The following is a 22,383-nucleotide window of genomic DNA, read 5'->3' on the forward strand; positions in this document are numbered from 1 at the left end:
CTGAATAAAAACAACTTTCAGTCTAGCACTCGGAATGTGACAGGGGTGTTACAGCGCAGGCCGCCAGCGGCGGCCTGCTGGATGTCACTGTGCCAGTTTGTTGGCGATGCCAGCGACGTGCGCACCCTGGAAGTGCGCCATGGTGAGCTCGGTTTCAGAAGGCATGCGTGAGCCATCTGCACCTGCAAGGGTAGCAGCGCCGAGCGGTGAGCCGCCCTTGATATCGGACAGATCGGTCATTTCCGGCAGGGCGTAGGGAAGGCCGACCACAACCATGCCATGGTGGAACAGCGTGGTGTGGAAGGACTGGATGGTGGTTTCGTTGCCACCACCGGTGCCGGTGCTGGTAAATACGCTGCCCACCTTGCCGATCAGTTTGCCCTGAGCCCAAAGGCCGCCGGTCTGGTCCAGGAAATTGCGCATCTGGCTGGCCATGTTGCCGAAACGGGTCGGGGTACCAAAGATGATGGCGTCGTAGTCGGCCAGTTCAGCGGGCTCGGCAACGGGTGCCGACTGGTCCAGCTTCACTCCAGCATTCCTGGCCGCTTCTTCCGACATCAATTCAGGCACACGTTTAACGCTGACTTCGGTGCCCTCAACCGAGCGGGCACCTTCGGCGATGGTGTTGGCCAGAGTTTCGATATGACCGTAGGACGAATAATACAGAACCAGAATCTTGCTCATGATGGAATCCTCTTACTTGGTTACAGCTGATTGCGTGTATGGGGTTTTTGCAGGTTCAACACAGGGCCTACAGGTATGACGCCCGTCGGGTTGATCATGGTGTGGCTGGCGTAGTAGTGGCCCTTGATGTGCACCATGCTGACGGTGTCGGCAACGCCAGGCCACTGATACAGCTCGCGCACGTAATCCCAGAGGTGCGGGTAATCAACGATCCGTCTCAGGTTGCACTTGAAGTGACCGTGATAGACCGCATCGAACCGGATCAGGGTCGTGAACAGGCGCCAGTCGGCTTCGGTGACCTGATCGCCGGCCAGATAACGCTGCTGGCTCAGGCGCTCTTCAAGCCGGTCCAGCATCTCGAACAGTGGGTAAACGGCCTGCTCATAGGCACCCTGGGTCGTGGCAAAACCGGCCTTGTAAACACCGTTGTTGATGCTGTCGTACACCTGAGCGTTGATCTCATCAATCGATTCCCTCAGCTCGGCAGGATAATAATCGCCGGGCTTGGCACCGCAGTCGTCGAAGGCCGTATTGAACATGCGAATGATGTCGGCGGACTCATTGCTGACAATGGTTTCGCGTTCCTTGTCCCACAGCACCGGTACGGTGACACGGCCGCTATAGGTGGAATCGGCCTTGAGGTAGAGCTGGTACAGGTAGTCCAGGCCGTAGAGCCGGTCCCCGGTAGCGCCGTCCATTTCGTCCTCAAAGGTCCAGCCATTCTCCGCCATCAGGTAATCGACGACCGAGACGGAAATCATCTCTTCCAGACCCTTGAGTGCACGCATGATCAGTGTGCGATGCGCCCAGGGGCAGGCCAGAGACACATACAGGTGGTAGCGGCCCGGCTCTGCCTTGAACCCGGAGTCACCGGTGGGGCCAGCCTCGCCCGTAGCGGTCACCCAGTTGCGGAATTGGGATTCGGAACGAACAAAGCGGCCCTGATTGGACTTGGTGTCATACCACTGGTCGTGCCAGTGGCCATCGATCAATAAACCCATGCTGCTCTCCTCAATCGCGCTTTATTCAACTTGAGACCACTATAGAAGTCGTAAAACTGATGATGAACAGCAAAAAAATGGATTAAATGATCAGAAATTTAGATCAAAGCAGCCGCTACGATGATCAAGAAGCGGTTTGGTGGCAAAATACTGTGTATAAATACAGTTAACGATTGAAGCGCTTCATACCATGAAACTGTTCATTGCGGAAAAGCCCAGTCTTGCTCGCGCCATCGCGGCGGTTTTGCCCAAACCTCATAAAAAGGAGGAGGGGCTGATTCGCTGTGGCGGTGGGCAGGTGGTGAGCTGGTGTATCGGTCATCTGCTGGAACAGGCGGAACCGGATGCCTATGATCCGGCTTTCAAGCAGTGGCGATTGGAGCACCTGCCCATTCTGCCGGAGCAGTGGGAGTTGAAGCCGCGCAAGGGCGTCAGCAAGCAGCTTTCGGTGTTGCGCAAGCTGGTAAAAGAGGCCGATGAACTGGTGCATGCCGGTGACCCGGATCGCGAAGGTCAGTTGCTGGTCGATGAGGTGATCGATTATCTCAAGGTGCCTGCCGCCAAGCGGGCACAGGTGCAGCGCTGCCTGCTCTCGGACTTGAACCCCGATGCGGTGCGGCGGGCCATCAGCCGGCTCAAGCCCAATCAGACCTTTGTTCCACTCTCCGTGTCGGCACTGGCTCGGTCACGGGCCGACTGGCTGTTCGGTATCAACATGACGCGGGCCCTGACGGTGAAGGGGCGCGGGGCCGGGTACGACGGGGTGCTGTCCGTGGGCCGGGTGCAAACGCCGGTACTTGGGCTGGTGGTGCAGCGTGATGCCGAGATCGACGCCTTTGTGCCCAAACCCTATTACGAGGTAGATGCACATCTGCTGACCGAGCAGGGCGAAGCCTTTACCGCTCGGTGGCAGCCCAGTGAGGCCTGTGCCCGGTTTCAGGATGAAGAGGGTCGTGTGCTATCCAGAGCGTTGGCGGAAAACGTCATCCAGCGCATTACCGGTCAGCCTGCCAAGGTGATGCTGGATGAGCGCAGAAGCGGGCAGCAGGCGGTTCCCTTGCCCTACAACCTGTCGGCCCTGCAGATCGACTGCTCCAAGCGCTTTGGACTGAACGCACAGCAGGTGCTGGATGCGGCTCAGGCGTTGTATGAAAAGTATCAGCTCATTACCTATCCGCGTTCCGATTGTCGCTACCTGCCGGCCGAGCATTTTGCCGAAGCCGGCCGTGTTACACGCTCAGTGGCCCAGACGGAGCCGGGTTTGGCTGAAGCCGTCGCGAATGCGGACCTCAGCCTCAAGTCAAAAGCCTGGAATGACAAAAAGGTGGAGGCGCACCATGCCATCATTCCTACGTCAAAGGCCATTGCGCCGGGCAAGCTGTCGCGAGCTGAGCAGCAGGTCTATGCGCAGATTGCACGTCAGTATTTGATGCAGTTCTATCCGCCCTGCCGGTACAACGATCGCCGGGTTGAAGTCGAGATTGCGGGCGGCCAGTTTCTGGCCAAGGTGCGTCAGATTACGGACCCGGGCTGGAAAGCATTGCTGGGCAAGGAGGCTGAAGATGAAGCGGAAGGCCAACTTCCCACCTTGCGTGTCGGCGAGCTGCTGCAGTGTGAACGGGGTGAGTTGCTGGAAAAGATGACTCAGCCGCCCAAGGCGTTTACCGATGCCAGCCTCCTGTCGGCCATGACCGGGATTGCGCGCTTCGTACAGGACAAGGAGTTGAGAAAGGTCCTGAGGGATACGGACGGACTGGGGACCGAAGCCACCCGTGCCGGCATTATTGAGCTATTGTTCAAGCGCGGTTTCTTACAGCGTCAGGGCAAGCAGATTCACGCAACGGCCGCGGGGAAGGCACTCATCGCTGCGTTGCCGGAGGAGTTGAGCCGCCCGGATATGACCGCGCACTGGGAATCTCAGCTGGATGCCATCAGCCGCAAGGCGTTCACCTATCAGGCGTTCATGCAGCCCCTGCAGGACGCGCTACCCACTTTGATAGACCGTATTCAACCCGCTGCACTCAGTGGTATTCCCGCGCCACCACGGCGCAAGGGGCGGCGCAAAACGGGAGCCGCCAACAAGCGCTCGGGTCGAAGTCGTCAGCCGCGCAGGTCGACAGCCAAGGCGTGACCTCGAATCTCTGAGACGTTATGCTGAATATATTAACGAGTCATCAAAATAAAAAGGGCGATAACATGTTGGACAAGCGCAGTTTCTACATCAACGGACGCTGGGTTAACCCGTTAGAGGCCAATGACTTTGACGTGATTGACCCTTCGACCGAGTCCGTGTGTGCACAGATCTCCCTCGGATCTCAAGCGGATACGGATGCGGCTGTTGCGGCTGCCAGGGCAGCCTTCCCAAGCTGGAGCCAGGCCAGCCGTGAACAGCGGCTGGAACTGCTGGAAAAACTGTACTCCCTGTACAAGGCGCGCTCGGCCGAGATGGCTGAAGCGATCTCCATCGAAATGGGCGCACCGATTGCGCTGGCCCAGAAGGCCCAATGGGGCGCAGGTGCCGGGCACCTGAAAAACTTCATGCGTGTACTGCGTGAGTATGAATTCGAGTCGCCACTGGGTGAACATGCGCCGGGCAACCAGATTCTGCGTGAACCGATAGGCGTCTGTGGCCTGATCACGCCCTGGAACTGGCCGATGAACCAGGTAGCCCTGAAGGTCGTGGCAGCGCTGGCGGCGGGCTGTACCATGGTCCTGAAACCGTCTGAAATTGCACCGCTGTCTGCCATGCTGTTTGCCGAGATGATCGATGAAGCCGGGTTCCCGGCGGGTGTGTTCAACCTGGTGAACGGCGATGGTGCTGGCGTGGGGACTCAGCTTTCCGGTCATCCGGACGTGGACATGATTTCCTTCACCGGCTCCACGCGGGCAGGGCGCGCCATCTCCAAGAATGCAGCCGATACCATCAAGCGGGTGAGCCTTGAACTGGGCGGCAAGGGCGCCAACCTGGTCTTCGCCGATGCGGATGAAAAGGCCGTGGTGCGCGGGGTGCGTCACTGTTTCATGAATTCGGGCCAGTCCTGTAATGCGCCCACCCGCATGCTGGTCGAGCGCCCTCTGTATGAGCAGGCCGTGCAAACCGCCATTGAGGTGGCCAACAAGACCGAAGTCAACATTGCGTCACTGGAAGGCAAGCATATTGGCCCTGTCGTGTCTGCCGCTCAGTTCGACAAGATTCAGAAGCTGATTCAGCAGGGCATTGATGAAGGTGCACGGCTCGTCGCCGGTGGCCTCGGCAAGCCGGAAGGGCTGGATGAAGGCTACTTCGTGCGACCCACTGTGTTTGCCGATGTCAGCAACGACATGACCATTGCTCAGGAAGAAATTTTCGGACCGGTGCTGTCGATCATCCCGTTCGACACCGAAGAAGAGGCGATCCGCATTGCCAACGACAGCCCCTATGGCCTGACCCATTACGTGCAGACGCAGGATGGCGCCAGGGCCAATAGGGTGGCGCGTCAGCTCAGAGCCGGCATGGTACAGATGAACGGTGAAATGCTGGGTGGCGGTGCGCCCTTCGGTGGCTACAAGCAGTCCGGTAACGGCCGCGAGGGTGGTCCCTGGGGGCTGGAAGAGTACCTGGAAGTGAAAGTCGTAACCGGCTGGTCGGCCTGATGACAGCCCTGTCCTGATCCCGTTAACCCGGGGTCAGGACACGGGCGTCAGAGTATGTTCCTCCAATGCCAGCTTCAGCTCAGCAGTCGTAACCGGAAGCGGGCGGCGTGATATCTGTGACAGGTATGAGTAACGCCAACCGATACAGCGATTGCGGCCTTCATGCTTGGCGCGGTAGAGCGCCATGTCCGACACCTTGAATAGCCGCTCCCAGGTGTTGTTCATCTGATTCAGCTCAGAGGCAGGTGTTACGATAAAACCGATGGAGCAGGTTGCGCGAATCAAACCGTCCGCAAAACGGGATTCGGCTGTTTTGCGGCGGATCCTTTCGACTACCTGGGCGACATCTTCGGCGTTTGCCAGCTGGCAGATGGCGATGAATTCTTCACCCCCCGAGCGCACCAGATAATCATCCTCACGGCAGCACTCCTCCAGCAGGCGTGCAAATTCCTGCAATACCTGATCACCCTTGTCATGCCCGTATTGGTCATTCACCTTTTTGAAATGATCAAGGTCTGCAGTGATGACAGCGATATGATGGTCGGCCATCCAGCGCTTGCGGCCTTCGATGCTTTGTAACAGAAAACGACGGTTGCCCAGGCCTGTGAGCGGGTCGGTGAGGCTTTCCTCTTTCAACTGCTCCCTTTCATCGAGCATCTGGGCATGGTCCTGAGAGACGCGTGCCGCCATTTTGCGGAAGGATCGGGTTAAGGAACCGATCTCATCGGTACGAGGATCATCCGGAATCTGTTCCAGCGAGTTCAGCGCAGAAAAGCGCTCAATGTTGCGTTGGAGTTTTCTGATGGGGGCGACCAGATAGTGCTGAAGCAGCAGGTACACGGTCAGGCAGCCCAGAATGCCCAGCACGAATATGGTACCCATGATGTAATAGGTGTAGGTCAGGGTGCTGTCGAAGAATGGGCGGCCCTGGCGCAGCTCGACTCGAAGTGAGCGCTCCGGCTCTCCCAGCAGTGGCAGCCAGGTCTGACTGAGACTGAACCGGCCCGGCAGCAGTTCGATCTTCGGCGCCGCAGGTGTCTGCTCGACAACGGCCAGCTCCAGTGACTGCATATTGGGCGTATTCAGCCTTTGCATCAGGGCGTGGTCCAGCCGTTTGGCGAAATAGAGCGTTCCGGTCGAAATCCCCTGGCCCGATGAGGGCAGTACCTTGCTGGCAGCGACCAGAAAGATGCCGGCGTCGGTGTGGAGAATCCCCTGTCCGCCTGCTGCCAGAAGCCTTGGATCATCGCCTCTCAGCAGTCCCTCGACCAGTACCGGCCGCAGGGCCGCCATGCGAGAGGAGGTCTGCACCAGCGCGGGCGACTCATGGTGGCTGATCAACAGCAGGTCCATGCTCAACTGTTCCAGTGCATCACCGCCCAGTGCCGAGGCGATAAAGTCAGGGTTCGGCTGAGCCACATATTCGTAAACGTCATCCCAGACACCCCAGTCCACCGCCAGCTTTTCCATATTGGTCATCTCACCCTGAAGGGCGTCTTCTATGCGCTCCAGGTCAGCCTTGAGGGCGTCAGTCTCCAGCGATTCCACCTTGGGGATGACGATAGCCTGCTGAATCAGAACGATGCCCGAGCCAAGTATCAGAAGAAACAGCAAAAGGCTGGCGATTAGCTTGTACTTGAGCGTCATAGGGCCTGAAATGCTTTGGGTGGATGTGAGATGTGCTTATTATTGTTTTTGTGTCGCCAAATGGAAACATGCTGACTATAAAATAATCAGCCAATGTTCGCCACTCTATTCTGGGCTGCTCTTTACATCCGCATCATATGATCATCAGTGGGTCAGGTGAACCAGTTTGTTCTGAACCCAGGGGTGATCACTCAGGCGGTCCGACATGTGGTCCAGAAAAGCCCGTACACGCGGGTTAAGGTTGCGTCGGCTGGCATAGAGTGCATTGATCTCCAGTGGCTCCAGATCAAATCCTTCCAGCACTCTGACGATACGCCCGCTTTCGACCAGCGGGCCGCAAAAAACTTCCGGCAAGCGGCCGATGCCCATGTTCTGAAGAATCATCTCGCGTACAAAACTGAGGCTGTTGGTGCGCAGGCGACCGCCCATGCTGACCGGTTCATGGTTGTTCCAGTTCACAAACCGCAAGTGATCAAACGGCTTGAGCAGGGTGATGCACTGGTGCTGGATCAGGTCATCGGGAGTGTCCGGCATGCCGTGCTGCTGGATGTATTCCGGGGTGGCGAACAGCCCGCGATGCAGGCCGGCCACGTGCCGTGCAATCAGGCTGGAGTTCGGCAGGGGGCCAAGCCTGAAGGCCAGATCAACGCCTTCCTCGATCAGGTCGACGGTGCGGGTACTCAGTTCAACGTCGACTTCGATGCGTGGATAGGCCTTCATGAAACTGGAGATGACCTCGTTCATCATGAAAACGCCGATTTCGGTCGGCATGGTCAATCTCAGACGGCCTCTCAACTCTGTTTTGGTGGCGCTGATGTCGTCCTGAACAGCGGACAGATCATCAATCAAGGGCTGGGCTCTGGAAAACAGCTCCTCGCCTTCGGGGGTGAGCTTCAACTTGCGTGTCGTACGCTGGATCAGCCGGATGCCCAGAGTGTCTTCCAGTTGTGCGATGCGGCGGCTGATGGTGGACTTCTGCACACTCAGGCTGTCAGCGGCTGCAGTGAAACTGCCGGTTTCGACGACACGAATAAACAGGTTCAGGTCGTTCAGGTTCATCTACTACTCCAGAAAAGGCCCTGCCGGCCAGCATAATCAGCGTTGAGACTGCGCAAAGGCTTCAATATGTCGCACGATGGCCAGGAGTCCATTGCCTCGGCTCGGGCTCAAGTGGCGTTTAAGGTCCAGTGGCGCAAGGATCGCCTCCAGGTCGATACGGTCGACTTCGGCAGGTGTGCGACCATTGACCTCGTTCAGCAGCAGCGCCACCAGTGCCTTCAGAATCCGGGCATCAGCATCGGCCTGACAGGCAAGGTGCCCATCCGCATCCAGCTCAGGCACCAGCCAGACATTCGATTCACAGCCCGGAATACGATAGCGCTCCTGTTTGAGCTCAGTCGGCATGGCGGGCAGGGACTGGGCAAGCTGCATCAGTGCGCGGTAGCGCTGGTCCCAGCTTTTGGCCGCAAACACGGCCTGGGTATCCAGTATCTGTCCGGTGTCTGCATGCTTCGTTTCGATCTGTGTGCGGTCCTGATGGACCAGTTCATCCAGCGCCCGAGCCAGCCGTTCAGCCTCTTCATGGGTGTTGTAAAAGGCAAAAGAGGCGCGCAGGGTACCCTGAATGCCCAGGGATTCCATCAATGGCATGGCGCAGTGGTGACCGGCACGCACGGCAATTCCCTGACGGTCCAGCCAGTGCGCCACATCCTGCGGGTGATGCCCGTCCAGCAGAAACGAAAACAGGCTGGTGCGCTCGGATCCCGCCGGCAGGGGGGAGAACCCCGGTACCGTTTCGCAACAGGCCAGTGCATGTGTGAGCAGGCTCTGTTCGTGAGCCGCCTGGGCCTGACGGTCAGATTTCTGCACATACTCGATGGCCGTGCCCAGTCCGATAACGCCGCTTATGTTGGGCGTACCTGCCTCGAACTTGAAGGGCAGGTCTGCAAAGGTGGTGCCGCTGAAACTGACCCGCTCGATCATCTCACCGCCAGCCTGCCAGGGCGGCATGGCTTCAAGCAGCTCACGTCGTCCCCAGAGTGCACCAATGCCGGTGGGGCCAAACACCTTGTGGCCGGAGAAGACGTAAAAATCACAGGCCAGCTCTTCCAGATTTACGTCCTGATGGGGCAGCGCCTGAGCGCCATCGATCAGGACGGTCGCGCCGGCCTCCCGGGATTCGCGAGCCAGCTTGGCCACGGGGTAACAGGTGCCCAGCGCATTGGAGATGTGCGTCAGCGTCACCAGCTTCGGCTGGCGGGTAAGACACTGGCGGAAGTGCTCAAGGTCCAGGTTGCCATCGGGCAGCAGCCGTACCACCTCCAGTTCGGCACCGGTGCGATCGGCCAGCAGTTGCCAGGGTACGATGTTGGCGTGGTGGGCGCTCTGCATCAGCAGAATGCGATCACCGGATGACAGATTCATGGGCCCCCAGGACTGCGCCACCAGGTTGATCGCTTCCGTTGCGCCTCGGGTCCAGATCAGGGTTTCCGGCTCGGCAATACCCAGCCAGCCTGCAACCTGCCGGCGTGCCTTTTCAAAGGCTTCGGTTGCCTGGTTGGAGAGGGCGTGGCTGCCACGGTGAACGTTGGCGTTTCCGGTCTTGTAGTAGCGGCTCAGAGCATCGATAACCTGCCACGGCTTTTGGGTGGTCGCGGCGTTGTCGAGGTAGGCCAGCGGCTGTCCATGTACGCGCACGGACAGCAGCGGGAAGTCACGCCGCCAGGGCGGCACCGGTGCCTGTTTGCTCACGCCTGTGCCTCAGCCTGACGCGCGCGTGTGAGCTGACTGCGCCAGCGGGCAAACAGCATGGCAGAAGTGAACAGGGTGACCAGCAGCAGGCAGTCGATCAATCCCAGCCAGCGCGTTGTGGGCACCATGGCGGCAATCACCGCTTCCAGAAAGTAGAGCAGCAGCACGAAGCAAAGCCAGGCATGGCCTCTCGGAGCGCCCTTGACGACCACCGGGGCAAAGGCGCCCAGCGGCAGCACGTGTACCAGCCAGATGACCCAGGGATGTTCACTGGAGGCGGGTGCCAGCCAGAGATACCAAAGGGTAAACAGGGCCAGCAGGCCAAAGTAGCTGATCAGAACCAGGGCTCGGCTGATGGAGGTTTTGGTTGCGAGTGCGTTGCTCATGCGGATTCCTTTGACTGCAGGCTGAGCGCCAGTCGGCCCAGACGGCGACCCTGTTCAAGTGCCAGTGTGCTTTCGTCAGCATCCAGCTCGGCCGACTCGTTCTGGCCGCTGACATGGGTTGGCCCGTAAGGAGTACCACCGGAGGTTGTGCTCAACAGGGCGTTGGCGCTGTAGGGCAGGCCGGCCAGTACCATGCCATGGTGCAGCAGGGGCAGCATCATGCTCAGCAGAGTGGTTTCCTGCCCGCCGTGCAGGCTGGCGCTGGAGCTGAAAACGCAAGCGGGCTTGTCGATCAGCGCCCCGGACAGCCAAAGGCTGCTGGTGGAGTCGATGAAATATTTCATCGGCGCGGCCATGTTGCCAAAGCGCGTGGGGCTGCCCAGTGCCAGACCGGCGCAGTTGGCCAGATCGGATTCGGTGCAGTATACGGCACCGGACTCCGGCACGGCCGGCTCGGTCGCTTCGCAGTTGGCGGACACGGCGGGTACGGTGCGCAGGCGCGCTTCCATGCCGGCTTCCTCGACGCCACGCGCGATCTGACGCGCCAGTGCACGGGTCGCACCGTTGCGGCTGTAATAGAGGACCAGTACGTAGGGCTGTGCGCTCACTCGATGATCTCCAGCACAGACTCCGGCGGGCGTCCGATGCGTGCCTGATCACCGTTGATCACGATCGGGCGCTCAATCAGTTTGGGGAAGCGGGTCATGGCGTCAATGACGGCGTCATCGTTCAGGCTGGTGTCATCCAGACCGGCTTCCTTGTATTCGGCTTCCTTCTTGCGCAGCAGTTCACGGGCACTGATGCCCAGCGCTTTCAATACGGACTTGAGCTCTTCGGCAGAGGGCACCTCTTTCAGGTACTCGCGTACTTGCGGCTCGATGCCTTTTTCCTGCAGCAATTTCAAGGTTTCACGCGATTTGGAGCAGCGCGGGTTGTGGTAGATGGTAATGGACATGAGGACTCCCTGCAGGCTTTCATTCAACGGGTTAGCGCCCTATTGTATAGGGCAGGACCATGATTCGTTAAGAGAGAACGCATGTATAAGGGAACACTGCCTGCGGCCTGGGTGTTTATTCGCTCACTGTTGAGACAGTTTCAGGCCAATCAGGGCATTCTTAACGCCGCCGCGCTCACCTACACCACGCTGTTTGCAGTCGTGCCGTTGATGACCGTGTCCTACTCCATGCTGGCGGCCGTGCCCAACTTCAAAGGGGTTGGCGAGCAGCTACAGGGCTGGATCTTCGACAACTTTGTTCCGGCGACCGGGGCCGTGGTGCAGGAGTACCTGAGTACCTTCGCCGCTCAGGCCCAGAGCCTCACCGTGGTGGGTGTGGTCTTTCTGGCCGCCACTTCCATCATGATGATGAAGAACATCGAGGCCGCCTTTAACCGCATCTGGCGGGTGGCAGAACCACGCAAGGGTATCTCCAGTTTCCTGCTGTACTGGGCCGTATTGAGCCTGGGGCCGATTCTGATCGGTCTGGGGCTGTTGCTCACATCCTATATTGCCAGCCTGTCGTTCTTTACCAGTGCCACCGAAATGGTGGGGCGTGCACGGTTGCTGTCGCTGCTGCCGCCTCTGTTTTCGGCGCTGGCCTTCATGCTGCTCTACGCGGCGGTACCCAACTGTCGAGTCCCCTTGCGCAGTGCCGCGCTTGGCGGTCTGTTTGCGGCGATCATGTTTGAAATCGCCAAGCGCGGGTTCGTTCAGTTCGTAACGCTGTCCCCCTCATATCAGCTCATCTATGGCGCGTTCGCGGCGGTGCCGATCTTCCTGCTCTGGATCTACATCAGTTGGGGCATCATCCTGCTGGGGGCAGAGCTGACACGCCTTCTGACGGTATCCCGGCTGAACAAATACCGCACCAATGAGCCTCACTTGTATACCCTGCTGGCGGTGCTGCACAGGTTATGGCAAGCACAACAGGAGGGAGTCCCGGTACCGGATCGCACCCTGCTGAAAGACATTCCGGGGCTCGATCAGGGGCGCTGGGATCAGTACGTACAGCTATTGTTGCAGGCGGGGCTGGTCAGCCGTACCGAGGGCGGGCAGTATCTGCTGAGCCGTGATTTGAGCAGCTATACGCTGCTGGACCTGCAGCGTGCGCTGCCCTGGCCGTTGCCGGACCCCTGGCGGGATCAGGACGAACCCTGGCAGCAGGCGTTATATGACTATTTGCAGGCGCTGCAGCAACACCGGTCAGAAGTGCTGGACGTGAGCCTGCAGGCGTTGTATCAAACACCCGAATCATCAGTGCGTAATCAGGAGTAACGATGGCAGATATCTGTGTGCATGCATGGGTCAGTGGGCGCGTTCAGGGCGTCTGGTTTCGTCACTTTACCCGTGAGCAGGCGCAGGCCAATGGCCTGACCGGCTGGGTACGCAATCTGGACGATGGCCGTGTCGAAGCCATGCTGTGCGGAGACGAAAAGGCCGTGCGCCATGTGGAGGCCTGGCTCAGTCAGGGGCCGGAACTGGCGAACGTGGCAGAGGTTGTTTCGGAAGATGTGGTCAGTGAAACCCGCCATGAAGGGTTTGAGATCATCGACTGAGCGCCGCGCGGAGCCAGTCGGCCAGTAACTGTGCCGCCGGGGAAATGTCCTGCCCCGGCAGCCAAAGCCCCAGCCGGGAGGGTGTTTCCACGAACCCCCAGGGGGCCTGTAAACGGCCGGTACGCAGGTCTTCCTCCACCAGGTATTCCGGCGCGATGGCGACACCCAACCCGACCAGCGCGCCCTCCAGCATATAGTTCAGGTGCTCGAAGGATTGCTTGATTCTGAGCTGGCTCGGATCAATCCCCTGCGCACGACACCACTGCGGCCAGGCCTGAGGCCTGGAAAGCGTCTCCAGCAAGGGGTGCTGCAGCAGCTGATCAGGCGCGGGCGCTTCTTCACGGAAGAGATCCGGGCGCATGACGGGGCCGATCCGCTCCGGCGCCAGCTCAATCACCCTCTGGTCCTCGGGCCAGGGAGGCTCGGCAAACCGCAGCACCGCATCCACTCCCGGGCGGATCGCCTGAGATTCGTCGACCGCCGTCAGGTGCAGCTCAAGCTCGGGGCAGTCCTGCTTCAATTGCTCCAGCCGCGGAATGAACCAGCGGGCCAGAAAACTGCCGGAGCAGCCCAGCACGAAAGGGGCGTTGGCTGCCGAGCGTTTGACCTGATCACAGGCCTGTTCCAATTTGTCGAACACTTCCTGAGTGGTGCGGGCCAGTCTGAGGCCCGCATCGGTCAGCGCAACCCCGCGACCCGCACGTTCAACCAGTCGGCAATCGAGCTGCTCCTCGAGTAGCTTCACCTGCCGGCTGATGGCACCATGGGTAACATGTAGCTGCTTCGCCGCGGCCGACATGCTCAGTGTTCGAGCCACCGCATCAAAGGCTCTCAGTGCATTGAGCGAGGGGAGTGAGTGCATGGCGCTGCCTTTTATATGTCAGTTTTTCTCACATGTATTTGTGATTTTATCGATTTAACACCCGGCTTGCATCCACTAGACTTGTGGGCAAGTAAACGATTGATGGAGTGGTTCTCATGAGCACAGACACATCCTTGCGTCAGGGCCCGGATGCCAGCGGCTTTTTCGGCCGTTTTGGTGGCCGTTTTGTCGCCGAAACCCTGATGCCGCTGATTCTCGAGCTGCAGGATGAGTACGAAAAGGCCAAACAGGATCCGGCCTTCCACGCTGAGCTGGAAAAACTGCGCAAGGACTTCGTTGGCCGCGAAACCCCGCTGTATCTGGCGGAGCGTCTGACCGAAGCCCTGGGTGGCGCCAAGATCTACCTCAAGCGTGAAGACCTGAACCACACCGGCGCGCACAAGATCAACAACTGCCTGGGTCAGATTCTGCTGGCCAAGCGTATGGGCAAAAAGCGCATCATTGCCGAAACCGGTGCCGGCATGCATGGGGTTGCCACCGCAACCGTTGCCGCTCGTTTTGGCATGGAGTGCGTCATCTACATGGGCAGTACGGATATTCACCGTCAGCAGCCCAACGTACAGCGCATGAAACTGCTGGGTGCTGAAGTAATTCCGGTGACCAGCGGCACGGGCACCCTCAAGGACGCCATGAATGAAGCCCTGCGTGACTGGGTGACCAACGTGGCCGATACCTTCTACATCATCGGTACCGTGGCGGGCCCGCATCCTTACCCGGCCCTGGTGCGTGACTTCCAGGCCGTGATCGGTGAAGAGACGCGCGCACAGTTGATGGAGAAAGAAGGGCGCTTGCCGGACACACTGGTGGCCTGCATCGGCGGTGGTTCCAATGCCATGGGTCTGTTCCACCCCTTCCTGGATGAAGAGTCCGTTCGCATGATCGGGGTTGAAGCCGGTGGTGAAGGGCTGGACAAGCGCCATGCTGCCAGCCTCAAGGGCGGTGAGCCCGGTGTGCTGCATGGCAACCGTACCTTCTTGCTGCAGTCGGAAGACGGCCAGATTCAGGATGCGCACTCCATCTCGGCCGGCCTGGATTACCCCGGTATCGGGCCCGAGCATGCATGGTTGCATGACATCAAGCGCGTCGAGTATGTCGCCGTGACCGATGAGGAAGCGCTGGACGGCTTCAAGGCGCTGTGCAAGTACGAAGGCATCATTCCCGCGCTCGAATCGTCCCACGCGCTGGCGCACGTGCTGAAACTGGCACCGACGCTGCCCAAGGATCACATCATTGTGGTGAACCTGAGTGGCCGTGGCGACAAGGATATGACCACCGTAACCGAACACCTGGCAGACGAACTGGCGGAGCAGTAAGCAATGACCCATACAACCGAATCCAGCCGCATGGAGCGCCGGTTCGCCGCGCTCAAAGAGGAAAATCGTCCGGCACTGGTGACCTTCGTGACGGCCGGCGACCCTGACTACGCGTCCAGCCTGGATACCCTGCTGGGATTGCCCGAAGCCGGTGCCGACGTGATCGAACTGGGCATGCCCTTTACCGATCCCATGGCAGACGGTCCGGCCATTCAGCTCGCCAGCCAGCGTGCACTGGCCGCCGGTCAGGATATGCTGAAAACCCTGCAGATGGTGCGCATCCTGCGGGAACAGGATCAGGACACGCCGCTGGTCCTGATGGGCTACTACAACCCGATCTACCGCTATGGGGTTGAGCGTTTTCTGGAAGAAGCCGCCGAAGCCGGTGTCGACGGGCTGATCGTGGTGGACTTGCCGCCCGAGCACGATGCCGAGCTGTGTGAGCCGGCACGTGACGCCGGTATTCACTTCATCCGCCTGGCAACCCCGACCACCGATGCCAAGCGTCTGCCGGGTGTGCTTAACAACACCTCGGGATTCCTCTACTACGTGTCCAGTACCGGCGTGACCGGTTCTGCGCCTCCCACGCCAGAGAAAGTGGAGCAGGAGGTCAACGCGATCCGAGCCCATACCGATATCCCGATCGGAGTCGGCTTCGGTATCCGCACGCCTGAACAGGCGGCCCGCATCGGCCAGTTTGCCGATGGTGTCGTCGTGGGCTCTGCGCTGGTGGATTGCATCGCCAAGGCCGACACGCCCGAAGCGGGCACTCAGGCGGTGCTGGCGCTGACGCGTGAACTGGCAGCGGCGGTGCGTACTGCGCGCACGTAAAAACAGTTTGGCGATACGTAAGGCCTCCCGGTTTCTGACCGGGAGGCCTTTTTGGTTTCAGCTTAGATGGGGCCAATAGATGTTTTAGTGAGGATTACCGTTGCTTCAGCTGCAGCTGGTGCGAATGAAGATAGAGCAGGAATTACATTGTTCGAGAGCAGCACTTGTTTGATGACGTATTCAATGTGGCCACCAATAGTTTGCCTCTCCTACTGGATACACGAGCCTACCAGATTCGCCCGCTGGCTCTTTGAATAAATCGTGCGACCAGTTACCTTCAATACCTCGGAGAGCCGCGAGCACTGATATCACTGCGTCCCACTCGTGATCATTACCTGTAGAGACGGGGTAGCCCAGCCATTCTGATAGCATTGCATCCATGGCCACCATTACCACCAGGATCATAACCAACGATTAGTCCGTTAAATCGGTTCATGCTCATTGGTCTGGTCTTTAACGCGGAGCGAAGCGGCGACCGTCAGGGATGTCTGACTTACGCGGTTTGTTAAGGCTTCCCAGGTAATTGGTAACTCACCTTTGAGCCGTTCGTGATAACGATTTTTTGTCGGATTAGTTCGTCCATAATCTTTGCCAGTTCGTCTTCTTCGAGCTTTTTCATGAACAATGAATTTATCGAGTTCGAGAGTGTTTTCACCGCTCTAGGCTTGGCTGATCCTCGGGCCTTGAGAAACTCCACGATAGCGTCGATACGCTCTACCATTGACTTGGAATTGGAGATCTTGAGAAGTGGAATTTCCGAGATATCCTTTTCTCGCTGCGCATAAATTCGCTTAGTCTTTAGATGCTTAATCAGAGGGTCGAAGCCAGTGTCTTTTGAAATAATGTGGAAATAGCAGTCTGGATCCTTCGCGGCAAGGTTGCCAATGTAGAATGCGATGTGGAAATCCAACGCATTAGGGCCGTTTCCCTCAATCTTCACATACTCTGCGTCAGCGCCTAGAGATTGCATGGCGCAAGCCAGATCAAACGAAATCTTTACCTGCTTTGATCCGACGAAAACGATGACTTTAAATCCATGCCCCTTGAGTAGCTCAAGATTTTTTGGCTGAACGTTTTCAAAATCAATCAATACGTAATTGGTTTTCAAGGGTACTTCCTCGCTTCCCTGCTCTTGGCCTTGACATTGTAATACTGCGCATGCGCGTTCTTGCTCACATCCAAAGACGGAGAAAGCAGCTCTAATCACATGAAGAGAAAAGATAAATCGAGATATCACAGCCATTCTCTTCCGATGAAAACAAGCGTGCGCGTTTTGCTGGTTTGCCGTGCGCAGTACCCCGCAGCGGCCAGTCCATTACGCCTTGATACTGAATGATTTTGGCTCGACTTGCCAGCGCAGATGAGCAGATCCAAGCGACGAGGCATTCAGGGCACGGGGCCTGTAATACACTGCCTGTCACAAAAGCTTGGGCGCGCTTGATTAGCGCGCTGTGTTATCCAAACAGGCGGTGCAGTAGCTCACCTCGATGATGGGGTGGTGCAGGCCATGTATCTGGCTCAACTGGCTTCGCAAGTCCTCGGGCGTGATGTCATCGTGGGTGACCACGGCTGCAACCAGTGTCCATGCGCCTTGCCCCACGGACCAAACATGCAGGTCTACCACTTCGGTGTCGCCGGCTTCGGTTAATACCTTGTGTGCCTGCTGGCGAATCTCGCTTGGGCCTTCGCGGTCCAGCAGTACGCCGATGGTCTGATGCAGTAAGCCCCAGGCCCATTTCAGGATCACCGCAGAGGCGACCAGTGCAATCACCGGGTCCAGCCAGTTCCAGCCCCAGAGCCAGGCCGCGATCAGGCCGGCTATGGCCGCCACGGAGGTGAGTGCGTCCGCAATCACATGCACCAGTGCGGCTTTCAGGTTGGCGTCGTCATGGGCGTGATCAGGGTGCGCGTGGCCGTGACCATGATCATGTTCGTGCTTGCCGGCCAGTAGCCATGCCGATGCCAGATTAACCGCCAAGCCGATCACGGCGACAATAAGGGCTTCCAGCGGCATGAGTGTGCCCGGGGTAATCAGGCGGTCAATGGATTCGTAGATGAGCCAGAGGGTCGAGACTGCCAGCAGCAGGGCGCTGGTGTAGGCGGCCAAATCGGCGATCTTGCCGCTGCCGAGGCTCAGGCGGCGGTCATGGGCGTGGGTACGTGCGAGGTAGTAGGCGCCGGCCGCGAGGCCCAGTGCCATTGCGTGGCCTGCCATGTGGATGCCATCTGCCAGCAGGGCCATGGAGCCGGTAATTACGCCACCCAGCACCTCGGCGACCATGGTGGCCAGGGTCAGAAGGGTGACCAGTACGGCGCGTTGCTCGGCCTTGCGCTTTTCGCCCTGTCCAAAATCATGGCGGTGGTTCAGGTTGGCCGCTGTTGTGCATGGGCTGGATGCGCGGGCGTGAGCAGTCATGAGAACTCCTGTGAACATGGCTCCGGTGTCACAGAAGACATTAGCTCAAAAGAAGGGTTCCCGGAAAGGGCGCCGGGGCGTGCAGGGCAGCCCCGGCGGCGTGTCAGCTCAGCTGGCTGCGCAGGAAGTCCAGTGCTTCTTCAACCGGAATATCACGGGATTCGCTGTCGCGACGGCCCTTGTATTCCAGGGTTCCGTTTTTCAGGCCACGGTCGGAAATCACCAGGCGGTGCGGCAGGCCCATCAGTTCCATATCGGCGAACTTGACGCCCGGGCGTTCCTTGCGGTCGTCCAGCAGTACGTCTACACCGGCCTTGCGCAGTGCTTCATACAGCTCGTCGGACTTGGCGCGAACCGCTTCGGACTTGTCGTAGTTCAGCGGAACCAGTGCCACATTGAACGGAGCCAGCGCTTCCGGCCAGATGATGCCGTTCTCGTCATGGTTCTGCTCAATAGCGGCTGCGACAACGCGGGTGACACCGATGCCGTAACAGCCCATGGCCATGAGGGTGGACTTGCCGTTCTCGTCCAGCACGGTGGCATTCATCGCCTCGGAGTACTTGGTGCCCAGCTGGAAGATGTGGCCCACTTCGATGCCGCGGCGGATCTGAATCGTGCCCTGACCACAGGGGCTGGGGTCGCCTTCGACCACGTTACGGATATCGGCCACTTCCGGTGTCGGCAGGTCACGTTCCCAGTTGATGCCGAAGTAGTGCTTGTCATCGATGTTGGCGCCGGCACCGAAGCCGGACAGGGTTTCAACGCTGCGATCGATGATGCAGGGGATCGGCAGGTTGACCGGGCCCAGAGAACCGGGGCCTGCACCGATCACCTGGCGGATCTCTTCGTCGGTGGCAAAACGCAGCGGGGCTTCTACCTGGGGCAGTTTTTCCGCTTTTACTTCGTTCAGTTCGTGATCGCCACGGACCAGCAGGGCAACGAAATCCGCGTCCACTTCGTCGCTGGCGGCGACGATCAGTGTCTTGACGGTCTTTTCGATCGGCAGGTCGAACTGTTCAACCAGCTCGGCGATGGTTTTGGCGTTGGGTGTGTCGACCAGACGCATCTCTTCACTCGGCGCCTGACGCTCACCCAGTGCCAGCGCCTCGGCCATTTCCACGTTGGCGGCGTAATCGCTGCTGTCGGAGAAGGCGATGTCGTCTTCACCTGACTGGGCCAGCACGTGGAACTCGTGAGAGGAGTCGCCACCGATGGAGCCGTTGTCAGCCAGTACGGGGCGGAAATCCAGACCTAGACGGCTGAAGATGTTGGTATACGCTTGGTGCATCACCTTGTAGGTGTCGACCAGCGACTCCAGATCGGTATGGAAAGAGTAGGCATCTTTCATGATGAATTCGCGTGAGCGCATCACACCGAAGCGCGGACGGATTTCATCACGGAATTTGGTCTGAATCTGGTAGAAGTTGGCCGGCAGCTGCTTGTAGCTCTTGATCTCACGGCGGATCAGGTCGGTGATGACTTCTTCGTGGGTCGGACCAACACAGAACTCGCGGCTGTGGCGGTCGTTGACGCGCAGCAGTTCCGGGCCGTACTGCTCCCAGCGGCCGGACTCCTGCCACAGCTCGGCAGGCTGAATCGCCGGCATCAGCACTTCCTGAGCGCCTGCGGCGTCCATCTCTTCGCGCACGATACGCTCCACCTTGCGCAGTGTTCTCAGGCCCAGTGGCAGCCAGTTGTAAAGCCCGGCTGCAACCTTGCGGATCAGGCCCGCACGGAGCATAAGCTGGTGGCTGATAACCTCTGCATCAGCAGGGGTTTCTTTCAGAGTTGCAATCAGAAATTGGCTGGCTCGCATTGATCAGGAATCCGTCTAGCAAAGAAAATGGCCCCCATTTTAGGGGGCCAGCTTCAGGGTAACAAGTAAGGGCTGAATTCAGTGCCTAGGCAGCGGCGTTGCGCTGGGCCAGAAACTGGACCAGTTCGTCGATCTGGTGCTCGTTGAAGACGGGAATACCGGCCTGTATCAACTCGCCGGCAGCAACGCCGGGGCTGGGTACGAGGGTGCCGGAAAAACTGCCGTCGTAGGTTTCAAGGCTGCCGCAGGATGGGCTCCGCGCCTTCATCAGGGCGCAGCAGCAATCGTACTCCTGTGCCAGTTCCAGTGCTCGCTCCGCGCCGGTCAGAAATTCCGGTGTTACGTCCTCTTCGTCACGTGTGGTGACCAGAATCGGGAAGCGGCTTTGGATTTCGGCAGGTGGGCGAGGTGTCGGCAGTCCACCCAGGGTTTCGGGGCAAACGGGAAGCAGGCGTCCCTGCTTCTTCAGTTCTTGAACAGCGGGGTGGTCAAGCAGGTTGTCTCGACCGTCATAGCGCACTTTATCGCCCAGCAGGCAAGCGCTGACCAGTATTTTGGACATGTTGTTCTCGAGTATTGCGTTCATTGTTTTTATTGTAGTGGCGGTATTTTACGGCCGTCTTTCATACGGGCAATACCACCAAAGTGAGATGTACAACATGTATTGATCGATGTCAGGGCTTCATAATGCAATTGATCAGGTAGCTCTGGCGTTCGGCCATGCCCGCCGCATGGCTGTTCAGAGACAATGTGGTTTCGGCATCGCCCGCCATCTGTTCGGCACTGTCGCTCAGCCCTTGCACGCGCGTGGCCACGTCAGCCGTTGCCGTACTTTGCTGCTCGCTCGCGGTGGCGATGCGCGCGGCCATATCGTTGATGGTATCGATGGCGCTCATCAGTTCCCGCAGAGTATTACCGGTGGTATCGATATGGCCAACCGCCTGTTCCGACAGGGTCCGCTTACTGTCCATTGCAGCCACAATGCGGTCGGTTTTCTGTTGCAGCCGGACAATCATCTGGTCAATTTCGGTGGTGGCCGTTTGGGTGCGTTGCGCCAGTTGACGCACTTCGTCAGCTACCACGGCAAATCCTCGGCCATTCTCACCGGCTCGTGCCGCCTCAATGGCCGCATTCAGAGCCAGCAGGTTGGTCTGTTCGGCGATGTCATTGATGACACTGATAATGGTGCCGATACGCTGACTTTCGGACTGCAGCAGCTCAACATCGTTGGCCGTGTCCGTAATGGAACCGTCCAGTGCGCGAATGCGTTCCACGGCATCTTCAACGACAGCCAGCCCCTGTTCGATCTCCTCTCGTGCCTGGTGCGTTTCGCTGGCGGTGTGAGCGGTGCTGGCACTCATTTCCTCAAGCGTCGTATTCATCTGCATGATGGCGCTGGCGACTTGGTGCAGGGCGCCACGCTGTTCGTCGGCCTCATGGCAGGTTCGTGTCATCACCTCCTGGCTCTGTCTGGCCCCGTGCATCACCTCTTCAGAGGCGTAGTGCATCCGAATCAGGATGGCATCGAGCTGGGACTGCAGCATGGACAGCGACAGTGCAATCTGGCCGATATCGTCATGGGTGCCGGTATAGATAAGCTGTTTGATGGGGTGTTGTACGATCCGGCGGCTGGATTTCACCAGCGCGTTAAGGTCGCGGCACAGCCAGTAACTGCCCCCGATCCCCAGCGCAAATATGGCTGCCAGCATTATGGCGAAGCCGACCGAAAGTGAGTGACTGAACAGGCCATAAAGCCCTGCGAGGGCCACCATGCTCATTACCAGTAGTTGCGTGCGCTGGCGGAAGGAGAGGGCTGGGCGCTTGAGGGCCGATGGCACTTTACCTTGCCGTCTCAGACCGTAGATGTGGCTAGCCCTGGCGATGACCGCCTGGCTCGGCTGGCGCAGAATGCAGTGACATTCCAGCATTGTCCCATTTTCCATGACCGGAATGATGTAGGTGTCCAGCCAGAGTGGGGCACCGTTTGCAGAGGCCAGCTGCAGAACGCCCATCCAGGGTTTGCCCTGTTTCAGGGTTTTGCGCATATCGTCAAAGGGGCCTTCCGGCATTTCGGGGTGTCGCAGGCGGTCGAAACTGGAGGCGTTCAATGACGTCTGAGAAAAGCCGCTCAGGTCGAGAAACCCGGGGCTGGTGTCACGAATCAGGCCCTCAGGGGTCAGAATGACGATCAACTGCTCAATGGCATGAGGCTGGGTACGATTGCTCATGGCGTCTGTCCTTATTGTTATTGGCAGCGAGCTACTGCAAATTGCAGGCCAGCGAAAAGGCCCATGATGGCGGCTTCTCACGGCAAGCAATATCCACTCAGTGCAGCATTTGATGAATCCGTATCTGGATAGTCACGGTTTGATCAATTTTGTAGAGGGGAGGTTTACGTCAGCGTCAGCGGGTTATATATTCGGGATATCCCTTAAGGGAAAACGCTGCTCTTCAACTTCAATAATAAAG

The 22,383-nt window shown here is 58.7% G+C and carries 20 protein-coding genes; 6 read left to right on the forward strand and 14 right to left on the reverse strand.

Going from position 1 to position 22,383, the window contains the following annotated elements; genetic code table 11:
* Positions 1-84: 84 nt before the first annotated feature.
* A complete protein-coding gene (gene wrbA, locus H9C73_RS04890; protein WP_209286679.1) occupies positions 85-684 on the reverse strand; it encodes an NAD(P)H:quinone oxidoreductase in 600 nt (199 codons plus the stop codon).
* 20 nt (positions 685-704) lie between these two features.
* Positions 705-1,685, reverse strand: a complete 981-nt coding sequence (locus tag H9C73_RS04895; protein ID WP_209286680.1) for a glutathione S-transferase family protein — start codon at positions 1,683-1,685, stop codon at positions 705-707.
* 190 nt (positions 1,686-1,875) lie between these two features.
* Between H9C73_RS04895 and H9C73_RS04900 the strand changes: the two genes are divergently transcribed.
* Together H9C73_RS04900 and H9C73_RS04905 are read left to right on the forward strand one after the other, a co-directional pair.
* Positions 1,876-3,816 (forward strand): DNA topoisomerase III, encoded by a 1,941-nt coding sequence (locus tag H9C73_RS04900; protein ID WP_209286681.1) that lies wholly within the window; start codon positions 1,876-1,878, stop codon positions 3,814-3,816.
* 65 nt (positions 3,817-3,881) lie between these two features.
* A complete protein-coding gene (locus tag H9C73_RS04905) occupies positions 3,882-5,318 on the forward strand; it encodes an aldehyde dehydrogenase family protein (protein ID WP_209286682.1) in 1,437 nt (478 codons plus the stop codon).
* 33 nt (positions 5,319-5,351) lie between these two features.
* On the opposite strand, the gene H9C73_RS04910 is transcribed toward H9C73_RS04905, so the two are convergent.
* The 6 genes from H9C73_RS04910 to arsC all read right to left on the reverse strand — a co-directional run bounded on the left by H9C73_RS04910 (position 5,352) and on the right by arsC (position 11,057).
* A complete protein-coding gene (locus H9C73_RS04910) occupies positions 5,352-6,965 on the reverse strand; it encodes a GGDEF domain-containing protein (protein WP_209286683.1) in 1,614 nt (537 codons plus the stop codon).
* Between the two features lie 144 nt (positions 6,966-7,109).
* Positions 7,110-8,024, reverse strand: a complete 915-nt coding sequence (locus tag H9C73_RS04915; protein ID WP_209286684.1) for a LysR family transcriptional regulator — start codon at positions 8,022-8,024, stop codon at positions 7,110-7,112.
* 36 nt (positions 8,025-8,060) lie between these two features.
* Positions 8,061-9,716 carry a SufS family cysteine desulfurase gene (locus tag H9C73_RS04920; RefSeq protein WP_209286685.1) on the reverse strand — a complete coding sequence of 552 codons (1,656 nt, stop codon included), beginning with the start codon at positions 9,714-9,716 and terminating at the stop codon, positions 8,061-8,063.
* Positions 9,713-10,102, reverse strand: a complete 390-nt coding sequence (locus H9C73_RS04925) for a DUF2069 domain-containing protein (RefSeq protein ID WP_209286686.1) — start codon at positions 10,100-10,102, stop codon at positions 9,713-9,715. The genes H9C73_RS04920 and H9C73_RS04925 overlap by 4 nt, the downstream gene beginning before the upstream one ends.
* The gene (gene wrbA / locus H9C73_RS04930) at positions 10,099-10,710 is read right to left on the reverse strand and encodes an NAD(P)H:quinone oxidoreductase (protein WP_209286687.1); all 612 of its coding nucleotides are present in this window, start codon (positions 10,708-10,710) and stop codon (positions 10,099-10,101) included. The genes H9C73_RS04925 and wrbA (H9C73_RS04930) overlap by 4 nt, the downstream gene beginning before the upstream one ends.
* A complete protein-coding gene (gene arsC / locus H9C73_RS04935; RefSeq protein ID WP_209286688.1) occupies positions 10,707-11,057 on the reverse strand; it encodes an arsenate reductase (glutaredoxin) in 351 nt (116 codons plus the stop codon). Before arsC ends, wrbA (H9C73_RS04930) begins: the two co-directional genes overlap by 4 nt.
* 81 nt (positions 11,058-11,138) lie before the next feature.
* Between arsC and H9C73_RS04940 the strand changes: the two genes are divergently transcribed.
* A complete protein-coding gene (locus H9C73_RS04940) occupies positions 11,139-12,374 on the forward strand; it encodes a YihY family inner membrane protein (RefSeq protein WP_209286689.1) in 1,236 nt (411 codons plus the stop codon).
* Between the two features lie 2 nt (positions 12,375-12,376).
* Positions 12,377-12,655 carry an acylphosphatase gene (locus H9C73_RS04945; protein WP_209286690.1) on the forward strand — a complete coding sequence of 93 codons (279 nt, stop codon included), beginning with the start codon at positions 12,377-12,379 and terminating at the stop codon, positions 12,653-12,655.
* Here H9C73_RS04945 and H9C73_RS04950 read toward each other — a convergent pair.
* The gene (locus H9C73_RS04950) at positions 12,645-13,517 is read right to left on the reverse strand and encodes a LysR family transcriptional regulator (RefSeq protein WP_209286691.1); all 873 of its coding nucleotides are present in this window, start codon (positions 13,515-13,517) and stop codon (positions 12,645-12,647) included. The genes H9C73_RS04945 and H9C73_RS04950 overlap by 11 nt on opposite strands.
* Before the next feature lie 116 nt (positions 13,518-13,633).
* Between H9C73_RS04950 and trpB the strand changes: the two genes are divergently transcribed.
* Both trpB and trpA read left to right on the forward strand, forming a co-directional pair.
* On the forward strand, positions 13,634-14,851 hold the full coding sequence (gene trpB, locus H9C73_RS04955; protein ID WP_209286692.1) for a tryptophan synthase subunit beta: 1,218 nt from the start codon (positions 13,634-13,636) through the stop codon (positions 14,849-14,851).
* Positions 14,852-14,854: 3 nt separating this feature from the next.
* The gene (gene trpA / locus H9C73_RS04960; RefSeq protein ID WP_209286693.1) at positions 14,855-15,682 is read left to right on the forward strand and encodes a tryptophan synthase subunit alpha; all 828 of its coding nucleotides are present in this window, start codon (positions 14,855-14,857) and stop codon (positions 15,680-15,682) included.
* Between the two features lie 505 nt (positions 15,683-16,187).
* Here trpA and H9C73_RS04965 read toward each other — a convergent pair.
* From H9C73_RS04965 to H9C73_RS04985, 5 genes are all read right to left on the reverse strand, one after another.
* A complete protein-coding gene (locus H9C73_RS04965) occupies positions 16,188-16,790 on the reverse strand; it encodes a PIN domain-containing protein (RefSeq protein ID WP_209286694.1) in 603 nt (200 codons plus the stop codon).
* A 333-nt stretch (positions 16,791-17,123) separates the two neighbouring features.
* Positions 17,124-18,098: a CDF family Co(II)/Ni(II) efflux transporter DmeF gene (gene dmeF / locus H9C73_RS04970; RefSeq protein ID WP_209286695.1), complete on the reverse strand. Its 975-nt coding sequence runs from the start codon at positions 18,096-18,098 to the stop codon at positions 17,124-17,126.
* 103 nt (positions 18,099-18,201) lie between these two features.
* Positions 18,202-19,914 (reverse strand): proline--tRNA ligase, encoded by a 1,713-nt coding sequence (locus H9C73_RS04975; RefSeq protein ID WP_209286696.1) that lies wholly within the window; start codon positions 19,912-19,914, stop codon positions 18,202-18,204.
* A gap of 85 nt (positions 19,915-19,999) precedes the next feature.
* Entirely contained in the window at positions 20,000-20,476 is a 477-nt protein-coding gene (locus H9C73_RS04980; protein ID WP_209286697.1) for a DUF523 domain-containing protein, read from the reverse strand.
* Between the two features lie 112 nt (positions 20,477-20,588).
* Positions 20,589-22,142, reverse strand: coding sequence for a methyl-accepting chemotaxis protein (locus H9C73_RS04985; RefSeq protein WP_209286698.1), 1,554 nt, complete (start codon positions 22,140-22,142; stop codon positions 20,589-20,591).
* Between the last annotated feature and the right edge of the window lie 241 nt (positions 22,143-22,383).

It is taken from the genome of Marinobacterium alkalitolerans, assembly GCF_017776525.1.
In the GTDB taxonomy this organism is placed as follows: Bacteria; Pseudomonadota; Gammaproteobacteria; order Pseudomonadales; family Balneatricaceae; genus Marinobacterium; species Marinobacterium alkalitolerans.